This is a genomic window from Peribacillus sp. B2I2 (assembly GCF_041261685.1).
In the GTDB taxonomy this organism is placed as follows: Bacteria; Bacillota; Bacilli; order Bacillales; family DSM-1321; genus Peribacillus.
Genome location: NZ_JBGCCB010000001.1, coordinates 4,244,984 through 4,262,601 on the forward strand (window position 1 = coordinate 4,244,984; position 17,618 = coordinate 4,262,601).

The window sequence follows — 17,618 nt, forward strand, 5'->3', positions numbered from 1 at the left end:
ACGCACCGTACTCAGAGTACACGCACACGAACGAGTAAATGTGCCAAACTCACGAGTATTTGCTCTAAACTCACGAGTAAATGTGCCAAACTCACGAGTATTTGCTTCAAACTTACGAGTAAATGCTCTAAACTCACAAGTATTTGCTTCAAACTTACGAGTAAATGCTCTAAACTCACGAGTAACAGCTCTATATCTCGTGCAATGGACGCAAAATCTTGTGTAAAATCAACCAACTTAACTTAAACACCCATTCACGAGTAAATCAGCCAAATTCACGAGTATTTGCTCTAAATTCACAAGTAAATGTGCCAAACTCACGAGTATTTGCTTCAAACTTACGAGTAAATGCTCTAAACTCACGAGTAACAGCTCTATATCTCGTGCAATAGACGCAAAATCTTGTGTAAAGTCAACCAACTTAACTTAAACACCCATTCACGAGTAAATCAGCCAAATTCACGAGTATTTGCTCTAAACTCAAGAGTAAATGTGCCAAACTCACGAGTATTTGCTTCAAACTTACGAGTAAATGCTCTAAACTCACGAGTATTTGCTTCAAACTTACGAGTAAATGTGCCAAACTTATGAGTATTTGCTCTAAACTCGAGATTAAACACCAAACTCTCGAGTAACAGCTCTCTAAATCTTGTTAATAGCCCAGATTCTTGAGCAATTGCACGAATCGCTTGTAATACGGCACTTATCCACTTATGTAAAATCTAAATCTTAAACTCAAGCAAGTGCTATATCCTCCAACATTAAAAAGCTCCTTCCATCAAATAAATCAAAATCGTTACGATTTAGACTTTGTGAAAATTAAAAAGTGACTCTTGTCTTGACTGTCTTTCATTATAAAACGTAATGATTACTATTAACAAGGTTTTTTTTCATTTTTGTTAATCGGCTTGCACTTCTTCCTTTGAGCTTCAAAATTTTGCTGCCATATCGGCTAAGAGGTACCTTCTTTAATTGGCTTTTGATTAAGAAAAAACTCCTGAAAAATAAATTTCAGGAGTTCTTCGGATCTTGTATATTTTTATTTTTTCAATTCGTTGTAATGATTGATAACTATTTTGGTTATTTCGCTATTTTCGTCCAATCCGCTAACCTCATTAAGTGCGTTAGCTACACCATTTTCTTTGATCATCGTTTGCAGTTTAAGCGCTTCTTCATCTTCATTAAAATCAAAGAGTAAAGCGGCTGCTATCGCCTTCGCCAGATTAGTATAGGAAAGACCGGCTTTCTTAGCTTCTACGGCAGGACGGACGAGTCGGTCGTTTGGCCCGAGCTTACGAAGCGGTGAACGGCCCACTCTATTCACTGAGTCATTTAGGTAGGAATTTTTAAATCGATTAATGATTTTTTCGATATACTGCTTATGCTCATCTGCGTCCAACCCGTATTGCTTTATTAAATATTCTCCCGTTTCCCCTAAGGTTTTCTTGACTTGCTCTACAATGCCTTCGTCTTCCAATGACTGGTCAATCGTCGATTTGTTATTTTTGAGATAACCTAGGTAAGCAATGACGGCATGTCCTGTATTAACGGTAAACAGTTTTCTCTCAATGAACGGAGCTAGTTCTTTTACAATGGTCATCCCCTCGACGGCAGGAATGCTTTCATTCGTTTCAACGACCCATTCATAATAAGGTTCCACCAATACATCTAGTGATCCCTCGTTATTTTGTAAAGGAACGATCCGGTCGACAGCTGAATTAAAGAAGAATACTTTTCCAGCTAGGTTTTCCTTCGTTTCTTGATCCATGTTTTCGAGAATGTACCCTTCTAAAAGGTCTGTTGCCGATATTTGGTTTTCACAAGCGATCACATATAGTTTTTCATCGGTTTCCTTCACTCTTGAAGCTAACCCTTTTGCAATTAAAGGAGCGATATGAGGCAAAATATTCGGACCGATTGCAGTGGTAAGGTAGGTTGCCTCTGATATTGCCTTAATGATTTCCTCTTCCTGCTTTAAGCTGTTTAAACCTGAAACATTTTTTACTGTGACAGATTCTTGTTGATCAGTTGCCAATTTGACTTGATATTGTTTTTTATCATTTAACTGATCGATGATTTGTTCAGCTATATCTACAAATGTCACATGATATCCAGATTGTGAAAAGAGTGCTCCGATAAATCCTCTTCCAATGTTCCCTGCTCCAAAATGTACTGCTTGTTTCATTACAATCATCCCTTTATCAAGTTAGTATATAAATAGTCCAAAAATATGGCTTCCAGTCTTCTGCTGATCATTTCTTCGTCCGAAGATGAAAAAATCATGATGGATTCATTACTTTCAATTAAGCTTGAACTTATTAAGCTGACGATTTCCTGCTGCTTCACACTCAATTCTTCAGGCGCCAGCATCAGCAGCAAATTTTTCATATGGACTTCATTTCCATCCATACCTTTTACCAGACAATAATCCTCCAAGTGGGCGACCTGGAACATCAGCTCTTTCACATTCTTATGTCTGGTATGGAATAGGCCCATTCCAGTGCCAGGAATGCCTAATCCGCCTTTTTTTTCCCGCTCGTTCAGTGATCGGATCACATCATCCGCACCAATTAGCAATTCTTCCTTTTCAGCCAGCCTGACCATTTCTTCGATGATCCGCGGATGTCCTTTCATGTGCGGAAACCGATAAAACCGTAAGTTATCCGTGATCGACTCGATGCTCTGCTGGACATCTTTCAATTCCTGCAGCACTTCTTTCAATTCGCCATCCTCTTTTTTCGGCTGGGAATCCTTATGGCCAGTATGACTGCCATAACGCTTATTCTTCGTGAAGTTTTCAATATTCTTCCTTAAATAATTCCTGATGTTCAATATATTCTCTTCACTCAAAAGAGGGGATACGAGGATATAATCCATATCGATATATGGAAGCCGAACGGTAGAAATGATCACATCATAGTTATTCAGGCTGCCCTGCTGCTGGATATCCTTGATCGTCTTGATTTCTACAGTCTGGATTTCCATGATTTCTTTTTTGATCCGGCTTGCAAGCATCTTCGACGTGCCTATACCTGTCGGACAAACGATGAGTGCCCTTATTGATATTTCTTCCTCCCGCAACACTAAGGCAGATCCGAAATGAAGGACGATGAAGGCTATTTCATCTTCAGGAAAATCTTTGATTTCTTTGAATCCCTTTTCCAGACTGGTCTTCACTGCTAAAAAGAGAACCGGATACTTTCGTTTAATATCTTCCGTTAAGGGATTATACAATCCCATTTCCTGTTTGATCCGGAAGAGCGATGGTTCCATATGGGCAAGGAGCCCTTGATACAATGGGAAATCCTTGGTCAAATCGATTTGCAGTTGAGCAGAAACATCTTTTATCAAGTTCCTTATCAGCTGGCCCAGCACCACACTGTCATAGGGAACGGCATCCGCCGCATGAAGCTTGGAACCTTTAAGGATGGCCGCAAGGTAGCTAATATCATCGATGGTAAAAGAGACTTCCAGCATGGCACTGAGTTCCTTGCCTATTTTATTCATGAGATTATTTTCATCCGAGAGTTCGCTTATTTTCTTGAAGTCCTTCTCCAAAAGAAATTGGCCTTCATTCCTTTGCAGGGTTACATAAATATGTACAATCAACCCTATATACCCGCTATCCGCCAACCGCGAATGGACACTGTTAAAAGTCGAGTTCAGCACCCCATCAATAGCCAGAAGATATTCGGGATCGAAATAGTCGAGGATTTTCGCTTCTGGAAATTTTCCTTCTTGCAACAAAAATAAACTTTCAATCAGCTCTTCATTAAAGAAGTGCAAGAAATAGGCGGCCTGGGCTTTCCGTTTATTTTCTTCAGTTCCGGCAAGCTCAATTCCGACTCCCCTTTTTCTGGTAACCACGATATTAAAATTTCTTAACCACTCGGTCAGTTCGTCTAAATAGGTGGTAAGAGTGGTTATGCTTATACCTAGATCCCCCGCAAGTGCTTGAGTTTTATATGATTCCTCCTGCAGTAAAGCTAAAAGGAGATGCAACTTTCGTTCTTGTGGCGTTTGATCGATCGGATGATTACCCATCAAGTGCTGTACTAGCCGAAAGACTTGTTGATTCTTTCCATCGATGGACAGCCCTTCATGCGTATTGCGTGTTAAATGCAATTCAAAAGATTGCAGGATTTTTTCTATGGACTTCAGATCACGTTGAACCGTCCGTACACTAACATTCAGTTGTGTCGCAATGGATATGGCTGAATGTTTCCCTGAAGTTTTTATGATCAATTCTATGATTGATTTTTCCCTTGAAGTAATATACATGCTACCAACTCATTTCAGGTGGAGTAACACGAGAAAATACTGAATAGAAAAGCGTAAAACGCTTTTCTATTCATGGTTTAGAGTATTTAATTATTTCCGACGTTTATGATATCCATCAATTCCCTGGCTGATGTGGCTTTAACCATCTTTTCAATATTCTCCATTTCAGAGCAGGTAACTGCTATGCCAGATAGAATTTCAAGATGTGTTCCATCCTTACCGGCAATGCCGAATATCAATCGTGCCTTTTGGCCGTCAAAGTCGACACCATCAGGAATCTGTAAAACGGTAAATCCGGATTTAAGGACATCTTTCTTCGCTTCCTCGGTTCCGTGCGGGATGGCTACATCATTGCCCATATAGGTTGAAGTCAATTCATCGCGGGCAATCATTGCCTCAATATAGCTTTCCTTCACGTAACCTGCATTGAACAAAGCCCTTCCCGCAAAGCGGATCGCTTCTTCTTTATTGGCAAATTGTTGATTAAGGAAAACATTTTCTTCGCGAAGCAATTCATTATCATCCTGTTCATCTTCGTTGATGCCAGGCTCGATTGAATGCTCACGAACACCGGGAACTTTCTCTTCGGCATCTTCGACGATTTCATGAAGCTCATCGGTACCGTCATCCTGAAGCCGTGCAAGCAATGCATCATATTCAGGGCTCGATAAGAAATTATCGACGGATACATGATAAGCATTCGGAACTTTATTCTGTGCCCTTGGAGTTAACTCTTCCTGTGTAATGACTATTTGTGCATCAGCAGGAATGTTTGAGATCGCCGTATTTGTAACCGCGATATTCAATCCGGCTTCCTTCACCTTCTTGCGAAGCAGCGAAGCCCCCATCGCACTTGATCCCATCCCAGCATCGCAGGCAAATATTATTTTGCTGACGTTTGTTGGCATCGTTCCCGGATCTGAAGCGAATACATCGGCTACAGAGCTTTTCTTGCCTTTCATTTCTTGCATTTTTTTCGCGGCATCTTCAATATTCTCTTCGGATTGCTTACCTGTTTTCAAGATGAATGCACCGACGATGAATGAAACAAGGGCCGCTACGATCACGCCTGCAAAGTTAGCAACATATGCGCCCGCATTATGCGGAGTTACTGCTGTAATGGCAAGTATGCTGCCTGGAGAAGCTGGAGCGAACAATCCTCCGCCTAGTAGGACCAATGTGAAAACTCCACTCATGCCTCCAAGAATGACGGCTAAAAATAACATCGGTTTCATTAGGATATAAGGGAAATAAATTTCATGGATCCCGCCGAAGAAATGAATGATGGCTGCTCCTGGCGCCGATTTCTTTGCCGTTCCCTTTCCAAAAAAGCAATAGGCAAGGAGTACGCCGATACCTGGTCCAGGATTCGATTCCAGTAGGAACAGGATTGAAGCCCCTGTTTGTTTAACTTGCTCTACACCGATTGGTGATAGTACACCATGATTAATGGCATTGTTCAAGAACAATACCTTGGCAGGCTCGATCAAGATGCTTGTCAACGGCAGTAAACCTGTACCGACAAGCCAATCGACTCCTGCTACAAGCCAGCCTGTAAATACATCCACAGCAGGCCCGATGGCCAGGAAGGATAGAATCGACAATAAGCCGCCAAGTATCCCCGCCGAGAAATTATTAACAAGCATTTCGAAGCCGGCTTTTATTTTCCCTTCAATGAGTTGATCGAATTTCTTGATGGCATAACCGCCGAACGGTCCCATTATCATTGCGCCAAGGAACATCGGGATGTCAGATCCAACGATGACACCCATTGTCGCAATGGCACCAACTACTCCACCTCTATGGTCATGGATTAGCTTACCGCCCGTATAACCAATTAAAAGCGGCAGTAAAAACGTGACCATTGGTGTAACCATTTTGGCAAGGCTTTCATTTGGCAGGAAACCCGATGGAATGAATAGGGCAGTGATTAACCCCCATGCTATGAAAGCTGATATATTCGGCATGACCATTGAACTTAGAAAGTTACCGAACTTCTGAACGGCAACCTTTATATTAAAATGAGCCATTTTGCTCTCTTCCCTTCATATTAATATAGTTTCCATTAATCTTAAGGTACGTAACTTCCGCATTCAATAAAAGAAAAAGCTAACTTTGTCGCGGAAGGGAAGACAAACATAATGTATCTCAATTTTCCAGAATTATTCAGCGCTTGATGCAGATAATCGAGTAGGGGGAGGCGCCTAGCCTCCGACCTCTCACACCACCGTACATACCGTTTGGTATACGGCGGTTCAGTTTAAGTCTGACGTAGTTTTGTATATCGTTCATATAGATTGACTAACCCTTGGTGGTGCCAATAAGCATTATTAAGGGTTTTGTCTAGAACAGGACTATGCGCTATGCGCCAAAAACCCTTTCTGCTATTTCCCCATTCATATGCTTTTCCAAATGGGACGCCTAATCCTTTGAGTTTCCTCACTCTCGTTCTTGGCAATTTCCATTGCTTCCATAGGCACATCCTGAGTCTTCTTCGAATCCATGAATCTAAATTCTGCAATACGTTCGGAGTATCAATGAGGGCGAAATACCCCATCCAACCTCTAAGGTATTGCTTTAACTTATTTATTCGGAGTTTCATGGGTATCGGTAATTTTCTCGAGGTCATTTCCCTGATTCGTTTCTTTACTCTCTTCACCGTTTGTTTAGCCAGTAGAACCTTCGGGTTCTTCTTTGACTTCGTGAAACTAAAACCGAGAAACGTTCTGTTCCAAGGGCGATCATACTTCGACTTCTCGTAGTTGACCTTTAGCTTCAGTTTATTTTCAATGAAGCTTGAGATATTTCCCATTGCACGTTTGGCGGCTTTTCGTGTCTTCACAAATATAGTACTGTCATCCGCATACCTTACGAATCGAAGATTGCGTTTCTCTAGTTCTTTATCTAAATCGTCTAACATGATATTAGATAATAAAGGACTTAACGGACCTCCTTGCGGAGTTCCCTCCTCACTTTTATGAAAAAGTCCGCCTATCATAATGCCTGCTTGAAGGAATTTTCGAATCAGTTTGAGAACTCGTTTATCTTCAATTTTCCGCTCTAACATTCCCATGAGCTTGTCATGATTCACTTTATCGAAGAACTTCTCCAAGTCCATATCCACTACCCATGTATAACCTTCGGTTATATAGGACTTTGCCTTTCGAACCGCCTGGTGCCCTTGTTTGTTAGGGCGAAATCCATAGCTATTCTCCGAAAAGGTTGAGTCATATATCTTGGTCAATATTTGGGCAATGGCTTGTTGAATGAAACGGTCTAGAACGGTTGGAATACCCAATAGCCGAACTCCGCCGTTTGGTTTCGGGATTTCGATACGACGGACGGGCTGCGGTTGATAGGTACCCTGTAAAAGGGCAGTTTTCATGTTGTACCATTCGGTTACGAGGTGCGGTCTCAGGTTTTGAACCGGCATTCCATCTACACCATGGCTCCCCTTATTTCTTTCAACACGCTTCAATGCCTGTATTAAGTTTTCCCGCTCTAGTATCTGTTCCATTAACATCGTTGATATCCTTTCTACGTGGATAAATGGTCTATTTGTGCCTTTATCTGCTCCGCCTTTTTGAAGTTCCCCGTGTATTCACCACTTCTTCCTTCAAATAAGTTCCGTTAGGAATTGTTTGCTTCTTCGCAGATAACGAACGCCTAGTATTCATCCTCCTTAATCTGTTCGGTCCTTCCTTATCTTCTCGAGTAGACAAGTACTATGACCTCTGCTGACTTCTGATGATTCAGCTGTCCATCACTGGACAGGTTACCAAGTGTACTTGGCTGTCATCAGACCTCCCCGAGTAAGAGTGCAATCTTTCCCTCCATCTATCTGCTTCATTTACTCTGTACCACCTTCGGCAGTAAGGACTTTGTTTTGTTTCGCAAACTCATCCAATGATACCTAGCCTTATATGAAGTTCGTGTTCCTCAGACCGGAGGTTTGCCGCTTGCTTCCTTCAGATTCCACGTCACCGTGGACACCCTTGCATTAAGCTAACCATTACTACTGCCTTCATGGTTCGGGACTCACACCCTATAGATTGCACCCATGCCGGGCGCACGAAAAGAGTCCCGTTCGCATCTTTACGAACGGGACTCCTTTAAAATATTTCTTATAGTGGGATGATTCCCAATAGGACAGCTACCACTATCATGACAAGCGTCGATCCGCATGCCCATTTCAGGAAAGTGCGCTGCAATGCACCGAAATCTTCCCCTACCATTCCAACCAATAGATAAGTAGATGGAACAAGCGGGCTTAATAGATGGACAGGCAACCCTAAAAGAGAAGCTCTTCCAATCAAGGCAGGGTCAATTCCATAAGCGGCTCCCGCTTTAGCAAGTAATGGGAGTACACCATAATAAAAAGCGTCATTAGACATGAAGAACGTGAAAGGTGCTGAGATGACGGCTGTGATGACGGCAAAATGTGCACCCATTTGGTCTGGAATATGCTGAATCAAAGAGTTTGCCATGGCATCGACCATTTCCGTACCGGCAAGGATTCCAGTGAAGACACCTGCTGCAAAAATCATCGAAATTACAGATAATGCATTGTCCGCATAGTTTGCCACACGTTCTTTCTGATCACTGAGTTTAGGATAGTTAACCGTAATGGCAATCGCAAAACCTATCATGAACAGGACCGCTGAAGGCATAAGTTCCATGATCAGCGCAACCAATAGTGTAAGAGTCAATGCGTAATTGAATATTATCAATTTAGGACGTTTAAGATAAGCATCTTCCGTTGCAGCAGCTTGCTGTGCCATAACATGATAATCGACTTCGATGATCCCAATTCTCTTTCTTTCTTTTTTACCCAGGTAATATGCCATGAAAAGAACGAATAGGACTCCGCCAATCATCGCTGGAATGACAGGGGTGAAAACATCGGACATTTCAAGTTTTAAAGCGGTCATCACCCGTGCTGTAGGGCCTCCCCAAGGAAGAAGATTCATGACTCCAGATGACGATACGGCAATACCGGCCAAGACTAACGGTCTCATTCCAATCCGTTTATATAGCGGAAGCATGGCTGAAATCGTTATCATATATGTTGTCGTACCATCTCCATCCAAGGAAATCAGCAAAGCTAGGATTGCCGTACCGATGGCAATTTTCACTGGATCTCCTTTTACAACCTTAAGGATTGTATTGATGATCGGGTCAAAAACGCCAGCATCGATCAAAATGCCAAAGAAAAGAATCGCAAATAAAATCATGATTCCCGTTGGCGCGACGTCTTTGATTCCTTCCAACGCCATCTCACCCATTTTACCGCCAAACCCACCAATAAGTGCAAAGGCACTTGGTACTGCAATCAAAGCTATCATGGCTGAAAGTCGCCCTGTCATAATTAAAATCATAAAAACTACTATCATCAAGTATCCCAATAAAGCGAGCATATCTATCACTCCTAATCTTCTAATAAGTTAAATTGTATATGAAATCGCTTTATCTGTAAGCGTTTTCAATTTATTGTGTTTTAAAACTATTTTGTTAATTTTGTTCATTGTGTTCACGGAAGCACTTTTCCAGAGTGAACCGGACGCCCTTTCCCGGGTTGAATGGCGGGTTCTTTAAGGAAAAGATATGATTATTAAACAAACAGTGACTAAATCTTTATGCAAGGCAGAGGCATCGTATTTATTCTTCAAATGATAAATTTGCCGGTCCATCCAATAGGTCACAGCCGTAATCTATATTCGTCGTTGGTGTATCTATATTGACTTCCTCGAAATCCAGTTCATCGATCCATACTTGGCCACGCCCTGAAAGAAGGACCCCGAATGAAATGATGGCACTGTTTTCGGGTACATCCAAGACAATATAATAATGGTTCCATTCCGTATCGTTAACGATGGGCCTATTTCCCATATTGTCGAATTGCAAAACATCATGAAGGGCATTATCCACCCTCATCCATAAACCACAAAATCCATCAACATCTTTTGATTTTAAAAAACCCGACAGTTTCATTCTTTTACCAAGGTAATTTTCCGCCTTGAATTGTTGCATCATCGTTGCAAATTCCTCCTTGGATTCCGCAGTGACGGATTTCAGGAAACCTGATGCCCGGCCTTTATGGAATGTCTCCCGGTCAATTCCCATTTTATAATTGAATGGATGACTCCCACTTAAATTTCATCCTTTTAATAATTGTTCGTTTTTCATCGTCAGTTCCTCCTTTTGCAAGGTTAATTTACTTATGAGTTTCCGATATTGCCCTGGCGGCAGTTCATAATATTTCTTAAATGAACGAGTAAAGGATTCTTGTGTTTCAAAGCGGTAATATAAAGCAATGTCAATTATTTTTTCATCCGTATAAAGCAGCATGTTTGCGGCATTGGCGATCCTTCGATATCGAATATATTCTGATACGGTCACGCCAACCTCCTTGTGAAAAATACGATGATAATGAAACTTCGATGTTCTCCAAGGACAATTCGTCATGTAATATTCTCTATATATTCAATCGTTTTTTGAATGATGGGACTGTATCTCATTTCCGAACCTCCTTAAGAATAAGATAACAGATTAAAACATCGTTTTTTTGACATATATTGCTTTTTTTGAAATCTTTCAAACCATGCATGCATAAAAAAACACCTCCATAATGAAGGTGTTTCAATTCATACAATCTCTATTGAATTTTATAATATCTTCGCTCGGGTCTTCCCACTACCCCGTATACGACTTCCGCTTTACATTTCTTTACGGATATCAAGTATTCCAGATAGCGTCTCGCGGTTGTCCTGGAAGCGCCGATCTGTCCGCTCACTTGCTCAGCCGACAAACCGATATCGCTTGCTTCGAGTACCTCGATCACTTTCGCCAAAGTGATTTCGTCGACGCCTTTCGGTAAGGCGGTCCCATCGTTCGTTTCCGAAACGGCAGATCCCTTTTTCAAAATGAGATCAACAAAATCCTGATCTATTTCTTGTTTGGATTTCATCAGATGCGCTTTCTTAAGATACTCTTCGATAACTTGGTTGAAGCGCTTCATTTCCACTGGTTTGATTAAATAATTCTCTACACCGTAGTGAAGCGCCTTTTCAAGTAGTTCTTTATCCGTTGCGGCGGTAATCATGATGATATCCACATTCGGGAATTTTTGCCGAATATCCGGAAGGAGGTCTGTACCAAGCTGATCTGGCATATATACATCAAGCAAAAGCAGATCAGGGCTTTTTTGTTCCAAAATCCGAAGCGTCTTTTTGGCATTGACAGCTTTTCCGACCACTTCTATTTCATCAAAGTTTTTCAAGAATTTTTCATGGATATCCGCTACACGAAAATCATCTTCTGCGATGACTGCTCTTATCTTCAGCATTCTTTCCCTCCTCTCTGTTCTTTAGGAAGATACACGGTGAATATGGTGTTTCCATCCTCACTTTGAACTTCGATGATGCCGCCCAGCTCTTTTACGACACGATCAGCATTCGAAAGTCCATAACCACTCGGACTTCCGCTGTTTTTCGAAGTGAAACCCCGATCGAAAATATGGGCGATTGCATCCTCAGGTATTCCTTTTCCGTTATCACTCACTTCAAATACCATATCATTTCCGATATCGGTGGCGAAAAATCTCACAAGGGGCTCCTCCATGCCTGAAACCGCTTCAAGTGCATTATCGATAATGTTGCCTAGAATCAATGTCAGCTGCGACAATTTTATATGATCCGGAAGTTTCTCTAGGTAACTTTGTGCGTCAATTTCAAAGAATATCTTCTTTTCCGATGCTTTCCCTATCTTACCAAGTAACAGGGCTTGTACCTTTGTATCCTTTATCTGTTCGAACACGACACGGTTAAGGGAATGCAATTCGGACGTTTCGCTTTGGATCATATCTATCGCTTCATCATATTCCCCTAATTGTATCAATCCGGATAAGACATATAGTTTATTGGTAAATTCATGGGTTTGTGCCCTTAAATCCTCTGAGTGCATCTTCACTTCCGATAATGTGTTGACCATTTCCTCAATTTCCGTTCGATCACGGAACGAAGCCACAACACCGCTTACGCCTTCACTATCGAAGATTGGCGTACAATTAACAATTACGGATTTATCTTTCCATGAAATCTCCTTATCTATTTGCGGTTTACCGGACTTCAACACTTCGAATAAATATTTCGAAGGAAATAGGCCATCAACGTTCAAATGGCGAACGGACTCTTTTATATCGAGCAATTTTTTCGCCGGCTGATTCATCGAGGTAATCAACCCATTTTGGTCAATGGCCAATATCCCTTCTTTCACCGATTGAAGCACTGCATTTTTTTCTTTATATAAATTGGCGATTTCAAAAGGTTCCAGCCCCAATGTATCTTTACGTATGCTCCTTGCCAGCATATAACTGCCAATAATCGATATCATGATGGCCACTAAAGTAACAATCATCTCTCTGGACAAATCCTTGAAAATTTGGGCGCGGACATCGTCCACTAAAAAACCGACCGAGACGATTCCAATAATTTTTCCATCCTCATTGAAAACCGGTGACTTCCCCCGAATGGAAAGACCCAGTGATCCAGCGGCTTCGGAAACATAATATTCACCATCCCGAATGGCCCTGCTATTATCTCCTCCTTCCATCCGCTTCCCAATTTCGGAAGCCAGAGGATGGGAATAGCGAATGCCCTCTTTATTCCCTACAACGATGAACTCAGCCCCTGTTTCCACGCGGATCTTTTCGACAATTGGCTGGATTGTGGCAGCAGGATCTTCCTTTTCAAATGCCCCTGTAACAGTAGGCATGAAGCTAATCGTCTTTGAGAGTTCCAAAGCCAATTGACCTTTATCCTTCGCTATTTGCCTTCCTTCCATATAGGAAAAAGTAGTCGTCAATAAAAGGATCAAAAACAGGCTCAACGATAGGACCAACCCGAGAATCTTGGTTTCCAGCGATACTTTCCTCATATTCAACAGCATCCTCTATTTTCATTTTCATTCACTAAATTTTATAGGAGCATAATGATTTTACCATTTCTATTAAATATTGAACATTGTTGGCCGTTTATTTCGCCACAATCAAAAAGGAAAGAGCACCTGCCTCCAAAACAAGGGATAGTTTAACAAAAAAGGGAGGGGAAAATGAATTTCTTTAATCCTTTTCAAATAGTCTATATGACCCTCTACTATCTGATATCGTTTCACCTGAGGTGCTGATCGGATTAGTTCTCAGTCTCCTATTAGACAAAACAATCATGGTGCGAAGTTCAAGGAGCAAATGATTTGCACCTTGTATTTCCTTTCCCTAGAGGGGTTGTTGACCGCTTTAGTTCGAAAAAAACATAAAATGCTCAAAGGAGATCGTATGACCGACATCTCCTTTGAGCATTTTTTCAAAAACAACTAAATGAATTGATTTGTCTTGTATCGATACCAAAAATTGTCCAGAACCTGCCATTCCATCTAAAGCCGGCAACAGAAAACGGACCGACGAAAATCGGGTAATACCAGAATCTCGCACCATTGTTAAGCCAGATAAAAGTATTCCTGAACAGACAAAACGAAATGGCCCCTGGATCTACAGCAAATGTTGAAGCCGATTGTTGTTGAGGGATAAACGCTGGTGGTGGGGCTGTTGGTGCTTGCGAATACGTCGGTGGTCCAGATTGACCTGGAAATTGAGGAGCACCTGGAAAGCCCGGTAGACCAGGAAACTGTCGTTCAAGAAAAGCTTGATCTTCATAATGATACGTTGGGTACATATACATGGTCATTCACCTCTATATGATTGAATGTAATAATGTATGTTATATGACTTAAGGTGTTTGGGCTGCTGACAAATTGAAGGGGAATTGCAATTTATCTTCGAAAATAGAGAATATCGACGAAACTTACAGTTACCTTTTGAATCCGTTCCAAAGAATAATTCAAGTCAATATAACAGTCTCCATAAATAGAAGGTCGCATATGATTCCCAACCGGTCCACGCTTCCGATAGTTTCAGGATTTCCGCTTTCGTTGGTTTTGCTTCCGTTTCCATGACCAGCTTCATGGAATTATGCAGCCCGACGTCATCGATTGGAAAAGCTGCTGGAAAACGCAGACACCTCATCAGTACATAATTGGCTGTCCACGGACCTATTCCGCGTATTTTGGTCAGCATTTTTTCGGCAACTTTTACATCCTTTGCATTCAACAGCTTTTCTTTTGTAAGTTCACCGCGTACCATTAATTGTGCCACGTCAATTAAATATTCGCATTTCTTTACGGTCATTCTCATTTCCACAAAATCTTCTACCGTTAAATTCGCAATCACATCAGGCGTCGGGAACAGCCAAAATCGTTTTCCTTCATATTCAACGGATGTCCCGAATTTCTCTACCAATCTCCGTTTCAAGGTATAGGCATAAGTCAAATTGATCTGCTGTCCAAGTATTCCCCAGGCAATGGCTTCAAATAAATCCGGAATGCCCATATTTCTTAAACCGAAGAATTTGTTTACCGGCTTTTGCAGTAAAGGGTCATTTTTGGCAAGCTCATAAAAAGGAAGCAGATTCGTTTCAAGATCGAACCAATGACGAATATATTGGGAAACAGTATCTTTTACATGTTTTTTCACCGGTGCAGTTCGTCCTGGAAATCGAACGGTCAGCTCCGTTTCGTTCATTGAACTGATTTCGACTAGAAGTGTCTCGTTATCGACAACAAGAGCACGATAAATCTTTTGATCAACAATTTCGAACATGCATTCATTGGAGGATCTTGATAAGTATTTAAGATTTTCCGAAAAACCAAACTCTTTTGGTGCACGAATTCTCAATTCAGTCATGCCTTCATCATTTGATAATGTCTCTTTCATTCTGCTCCTCCTTTAGCTTTATTCTAATGAAAAAATGAGTACGTTATCTTGCTCTTTCTTTCAAGCTTAGTGATGTTCCGGAAATTTCATCCAACCCCCTTATTTTAACAGAATAGCTCTAAAATGATTAATTACGTTATCTTGCTTTTATATTATCAAAATGTTTGTATATGAACCCTTTCTTGTATACTAAAAAGAGAGGTGAGTGTGATGAATCCGAAAAAGGCAGATATCCCGAATGATTATTGGAAAGCCATTATGGATTGTGATGCCGCATATGATGATCAATTTTTATACGGAGTAAAAACGACCGGCATCTTTTGCAGGCCTTCCTGTAAATCCAGGGTGCCGAATAAGGAAAACGTGAAGATTTTCAAAAATGCCAAGATTGCTTTGGAAGATGATTTCCGGCCTTGTAAACGATGTAAACCCGAAGGACTGAACTTGCCGACAGAAGAATGGGTTGAACAAATAGCCGAATGGATCGACACCCATTACAGCGAACCCCTCACATTGAATAGATTGGCGGATATTTCCCACGGCAGCCCCTATCATTTGCAAAGATCATTTAAGCGTGTGAAGGGAATATCGCCCACAGAATACATTCAACGGCTTCGCCTTGAAAAAGCTACGAGGCTCCTTGAAAACTCCGAACAGCCGATAAATGAAATAGGCTTGGCTGTCGGTTTCTCAAGCACACCCTATTTCATAACGCTATTTAAAAGGAGAATGGGGAATACACCTTCAGGATATCGGAAAGCTTATCACCAAAACTAAAGCCAAGGAGCGTGAACCAGATGAAGAATGTTAAACAACAAACCATTGACTGGGCCATATTACATTATGATACGTGGCAATTATATATCGCAAAGACGGAAAAAGGACTGTGCTATGTAGGCTCTCCGGGTCAATCGCATGAAGAACTGAAGTCTTGGATACAAAAACGCTTTCCAATGGCGAGCCTTGTTGAAAATGAAAATGCACTAACACCCTATCTAAAAGAACTCCAAGAATATTTCGAAGGGAGCAGGCAGACTTTCTCTCTTCCCGTAGATGTAACAGGTACTCCCTTTCAACAAGAAATTTGGGCAGCATTGAATCAAATACCTTATGGAAAAACCTGTTCCTATTCCGATATTGCCCAAATCATCCAAAGACCTGCAGCTGTTCGGGCGGTCGGAACGGCCATTGGTGCCAATCCTGTTCTGATCACGGTGCCATGTCATCGGGTAATCGGAAAAAACGGGGCCATTACCGGTTACCGGGGAGGTACGGAGATGAAACAATATCTACTTCAATTGGAAGCACAACATCGTGAGGATGAATGAGGGGTGAGTTCAATCTGACCGAAAAAAAAGCATCCGGTCATGCAGATGCTTGCAAACTGCTTTTGACGTTCCCCAAGTTTTTCTAGTACCAAATGGTCACCGCTTTTTTATATGCATCACTATTAGGGATCGCATGTATCCCTTGCGCCTGTGCTTTGCGAGGGTCATAATCATATACCATTGGTGTATAGCACGAGGTCTGCCCTTTATTCACAACACCATTCCCCCCGGAACTGGCGCATGTATAGGCTTTACCATCAGTACTTCGGACGATCCTGGCATCCGCTTCATGGTTGTATACAGCGGGGCGTGTTACGGTCACTTTTGCCCAGGCGGTTTTACAGACAGTGCTGAATTTCAATTCTACGTACGAATTGGAATCGATCCATTTTTTATCCTTCGTTACCGCCGTACTTGCACAACTATTATAGTTAGGGCTTTTACCATCATAGGTGTGTGTTTCTGCCAGTGCCTGATCATTTCCAAATCCAAAATCAACAATGAACATCGACAGTGTCATCACTATCGATAAACCTATCATTTTAAGCTTTTTATTCAAATCATTCATCCTTTCGTTGCATAAAAGTAGATGAAGGCTTTTCCTTTTTCATTAATACCAGCCGGTTTCACCTGCTGTATATGGCCAAAACGCGACCGCTTTTGCTTTCCGCGGATCTAAATCATATACCATTGGTGTATAGCACGTCGTTTGACCTTTATTTATTTCACCATTTCCTCCAGGAGATGCACAGCTAAATTGTTTATTATCAGTATTTCGAACAACCAATGCCGTTGCCTCCCCATCTGTTTTAGCCGGTCTGCTTAGAGTGATCTTTGCCCAAGCCGTTTTGCAAGTTGTGCTGAATTTCAACTCCAAATTGGCAGAACCTCCGTTGGCATAAATTTTCACGGACTTCTTCGTGACTGCGCTATTCGCACAACTATTGTAGTAAGGACTTTTTCCATCATAGGTGTGTGTTTCTGCTGATGCTTTGCTGGTAAATGAATCAAGGGAGCCAAAAAGGACTAAAAAAGCTACAAGAAATGAAATGCATAAAACCATTTTTTTCATTGTTTCACTCATCCCCTTAACAAAATTTATACACTGTTCATCTTACAATTTTGTAATATTCTTACAAGTGATAAATTCCCTAGATTATGAAAAACTACAGAAACCTCCTTAA

Annotated in this window: 16 protein-coding genes and 1 pseudogene; 2 read left to right on the forward strand and 15 right to left on the reverse strand. The window is 41.4% G+C overall.

The window, feature by feature from the left end:
- Positions 1-11: 11 nt before the first annotated feature.
- The 13 genes and pseudogenes from ABIE66_RS21020 to ABIE66_RS21080 form a co-directional block, all read right to left on the reverse strand.
- Complete coding sequence (locus ABIE66_RS21020; RefSeq protein ID WP_370016158.1) at positions 12-236, reverse strand: hypothetical protein; 225 nt, start codon at positions 234-236, stop codon at positions 12-14.
- Between the two features lies 1 nt (position 237).
- Entirely contained in the window at positions 238-420 is a 183-nt protein-coding gene (locus ABIE66_RS21025) for a hypothetical protein (protein WP_370016159.1), read from the reverse strand.
- 1 nt (position 421) lies between these two features.
- Positions 422-583 (reverse strand): hypothetical protein, encoded by a 162-nt coding sequence (locus tag ABIE66_RS21030; RefSeq protein ID WP_370016160.1) that lies wholly within the window; start codon positions 581-583, stop codon positions 422-424.
- Between the two features lie 456 nt (positions 584-1,039).
- Positions 1,040-2,185 carry a mannitol-1-phosphate 5-dehydrogenase gene (locus ABIE66_RS21035; protein WP_370016161.1) on the reverse strand — a complete coding sequence of 382 codons (1,146 nt, stop codon included), beginning with the start codon at positions 2,183-2,185 and terminating at the stop codon, positions 1,040-1,042.
- 5 nt (positions 2,186-2,190) lie between these two features.
- The gene (locus ABIE66_RS21040; RefSeq protein ID WP_370016162.1) at positions 2,191-4,281 is read right to left on the reverse strand and encodes a BglG family transcription antiterminator; all 2,091 of its coding nucleotides are present in this window, start codon (positions 4,279-4,281) and stop codon (positions 2,191-2,193) included.
- An 86-nt stretch (positions 4,282-4,367) separates the two neighbouring features.
- Positions 4,368-6,311 carry a PTS mannitol transporter subunit IICBA gene (locus ABIE66_RS21045; RefSeq protein ID WP_370016163.1) on the reverse strand — a complete coding sequence of 648 codons (1,944 nt, stop codon included), beginning with the start codon at positions 6,309-6,311 and terminating at the stop codon, positions 4,368-4,370.
- 230 nt (positions 6,312-6,541) lie between these two features.
- Positions 6,542-7,804, reverse strand: coding sequence for a group II intron reverse transcriptase/maturase (gene ltrA / locus ABIE66_RS21050; RefSeq protein WP_370015463.1), 1,263 nt, complete (start codon positions 7,802-7,804; stop codon positions 6,542-6,544).
- 601 nt (positions 7,805-8,405) lie between these two features.
- Entirely contained in the window at positions 8,406-9,698 is a 1,293-nt protein-coding gene (locus ABIE66_RS21055; protein ID WP_370016164.1) for a CitMHS family transporter, read from the reverse strand.
- Between the two features lie 241 nt (positions 9,699-9,939).
- Positions 9,940-10,799 (reverse strand): annotated as a pseudogene (locus ABIE66_RS21060) (helix-turn-helix transcriptional regulator).
- A gap of 137 nt (positions 10,800-10,936) precedes the next feature.
- Positions 10,937-11,626 (reverse strand): response regulator, encoded by a 690-nt coding sequence (locus ABIE66_RS21065; RefSeq protein ID WP_289326167.1) that lies wholly within the window; start codon positions 11,624-11,626, stop codon positions 10,937-10,939.
- Positions 11,620-13,215, reverse strand: coding sequence for an ATP-binding protein (locus ABIE66_RS21070; RefSeq protein ID WP_370016165.1), 1,596 nt, complete (start codon positions 13,213-13,215; stop codon positions 11,620-11,622). The genes ABIE66_RS21065 and ABIE66_RS21070 overlap by 7 nt, the downstream gene beginning before the upstream one ends.
- A 425-nt stretch (positions 13,216-13,640) precedes the next feature.
- Positions 13,641-14,015 (reverse strand): collagen-like protein, encoded by a 375-nt coding sequence (locus ABIE66_RS21075; protein ID WP_370016166.1) that lies wholly within the window; start codon positions 14,013-14,015, stop codon positions 13,641-13,643.
- A gap of 164 nt (positions 14,016-14,179) precedes the next feature.
- Complete coding sequence (locus ABIE66_RS21080; protein WP_370016167.1) at positions 14,180-15,106, reverse strand: DNA-3-methyladenine glycosylase family protein; 927 nt, start codon at positions 15,104-15,106, stop codon at positions 14,180-14,182.
- Positions 15,107-15,316: 210 nt separating this feature from the next.
- Between ABIE66_RS21080 and ABIE66_RS21085 the strand changes: the two genes are divergently transcribed.
- Together ABIE66_RS21085 and ABIE66_RS21090 are read left to right on the forward strand one after the other, a co-directional pair.
- On the forward strand, positions 15,317-15,883 hold the full coding sequence (locus ABIE66_RS21085) for a bifunctional transcriptional activator/DNA repair enzyme AdaA (RefSeq protein WP_370016168.1): 567 nt from the start codon (positions 15,317-15,319) through the stop codon (positions 15,881-15,883).
- A 20-nt stretch (positions 15,884-15,903) separates the two neighbouring features.
- On the forward strand, positions 15,904-16,434 hold the full coding sequence (locus ABIE66_RS21090) for a methylated-DNA--[protein]-cysteine S-methyltransferase (protein WP_370016169.1): 531 nt from the start codon (positions 15,904-15,906) through the stop codon (positions 16,432-16,434).
- An 82-nt stretch (positions 16,435-16,516) separates the two neighbouring features.
- Here the strand turns inward: ABIE66_RS21090 and ABIE66_RS21095 are convergent, their stop codons facing one another.
- Together ABIE66_RS21095 and ABIE66_RS21100 are read right to left on the reverse strand one after the other, a co-directional pair.
- Positions 16,517-17,002 carry a DUF2690 domain-containing protein gene (locus tag ABIE66_RS21095; protein ID WP_370016170.1) on the reverse strand — a complete coding sequence of 162 codons (486 nt, stop codon included), beginning with the start codon at positions 17,000-17,002 and terminating at the stop codon, positions 16,517-16,519.
- 42 nt (positions 17,003-17,044) lie between these two features.
- Entirely contained in the window at positions 17,045-17,506 is a 462-nt protein-coding gene (locus tag ABIE66_RS21100) for a YjfA family protein (protein WP_289326172.1), read from the reverse strand.
- Positions 17,507-17,618 lie beyond the last annotated feature (112 nt).

Coding starts and splice junctions, on each gene's coding strand:
- ABIE66_RS21035 (WP_370016161.1), bottom strand. CDS start 2,185: ATGAAACAAGCAGTACATTTTGGAGCAGGGAACATTGGAAGAGGATTT.
- ABIE66_RS21040 (WP_370016162.1), bottom strand. CDS start 4,281: ATGTATATTACTTCAAGGGAAAAATCAATCATAGAATTGATCATAAAA.
- ABIE66_RS21045 (WP_370016163.1), bottom strand. CDS start 6,311: ATGGCTCATTTTAATATAAAGGTTGCCGTTCAGAAGTTCGGTAACTTT.
- ltrA (WP_370015463.1), bottom strand. CDS start 7,804: ATGTTAATGGAACAGATACTAGAGCGGGAAAACTTAATACAGGCATTG.
- ABIE66_RS21055 (WP_370016164.1), bottom strand. CDS start 9,698: ATGCTCGCTTTATTGGGATACTTGATGATAGTAGTTTTTATGATTTTA.
- ABIE66_RS21065 (WP_289326167.1), bottom strand. CDS start 11,626: ATGCTGAAGATAAGAGCAGTCATCGCAGAAGATGATTTTCGTGTAGCG.
- ABIE66_RS21070 (WP_370016165.1), bottom strand. CDS start 13,215: ATGAGGAAAGTATCGCTGGAAACCAAGATTCTCGGGTTGGTCCTATCG.
- ABIE66_RS21075 (WP_370016166.1), bottom strand. CDS start 14,015: ATGTATATGTACCCAACGTATCATTATGAAGATCAAGCTTTTCTTGAA.
- ABIE66_RS21080 (WP_370016167.1), bottom strand. CDS start 15,106: ATGAAAGAGACATTATCAAATGATGAAGGCATGACTGAATTGAGAATT.
- ABIE66_RS21085 (WP_370016168.1), top strand. CDS start 15,317: ATGAATCCGAAAAAGGCAGATATCCCGAATGATTATTGGAAAGCCATT.
- ABIE66_RS21090 (WP_370016169.1), top strand. CDS start 15,904: ATGAAGAATGTTAAACAACAAACCATTGACTGGGCCATATTACATTAT.
- ABIE66_RS21095 (WP_370016170.1), bottom strand. CDS start 17,002: ATGAATGATTTGAATAAAAAGCTTAAAATGATAGGTTTATCGATAGTG.
- ABIE66_RS21100 (WP_289326172.1), bottom strand. CDS start 17,506: ATGAAAAAAATGGTTTTATGCATTTCATTTCTTGTAGCTTTTTTAGTC.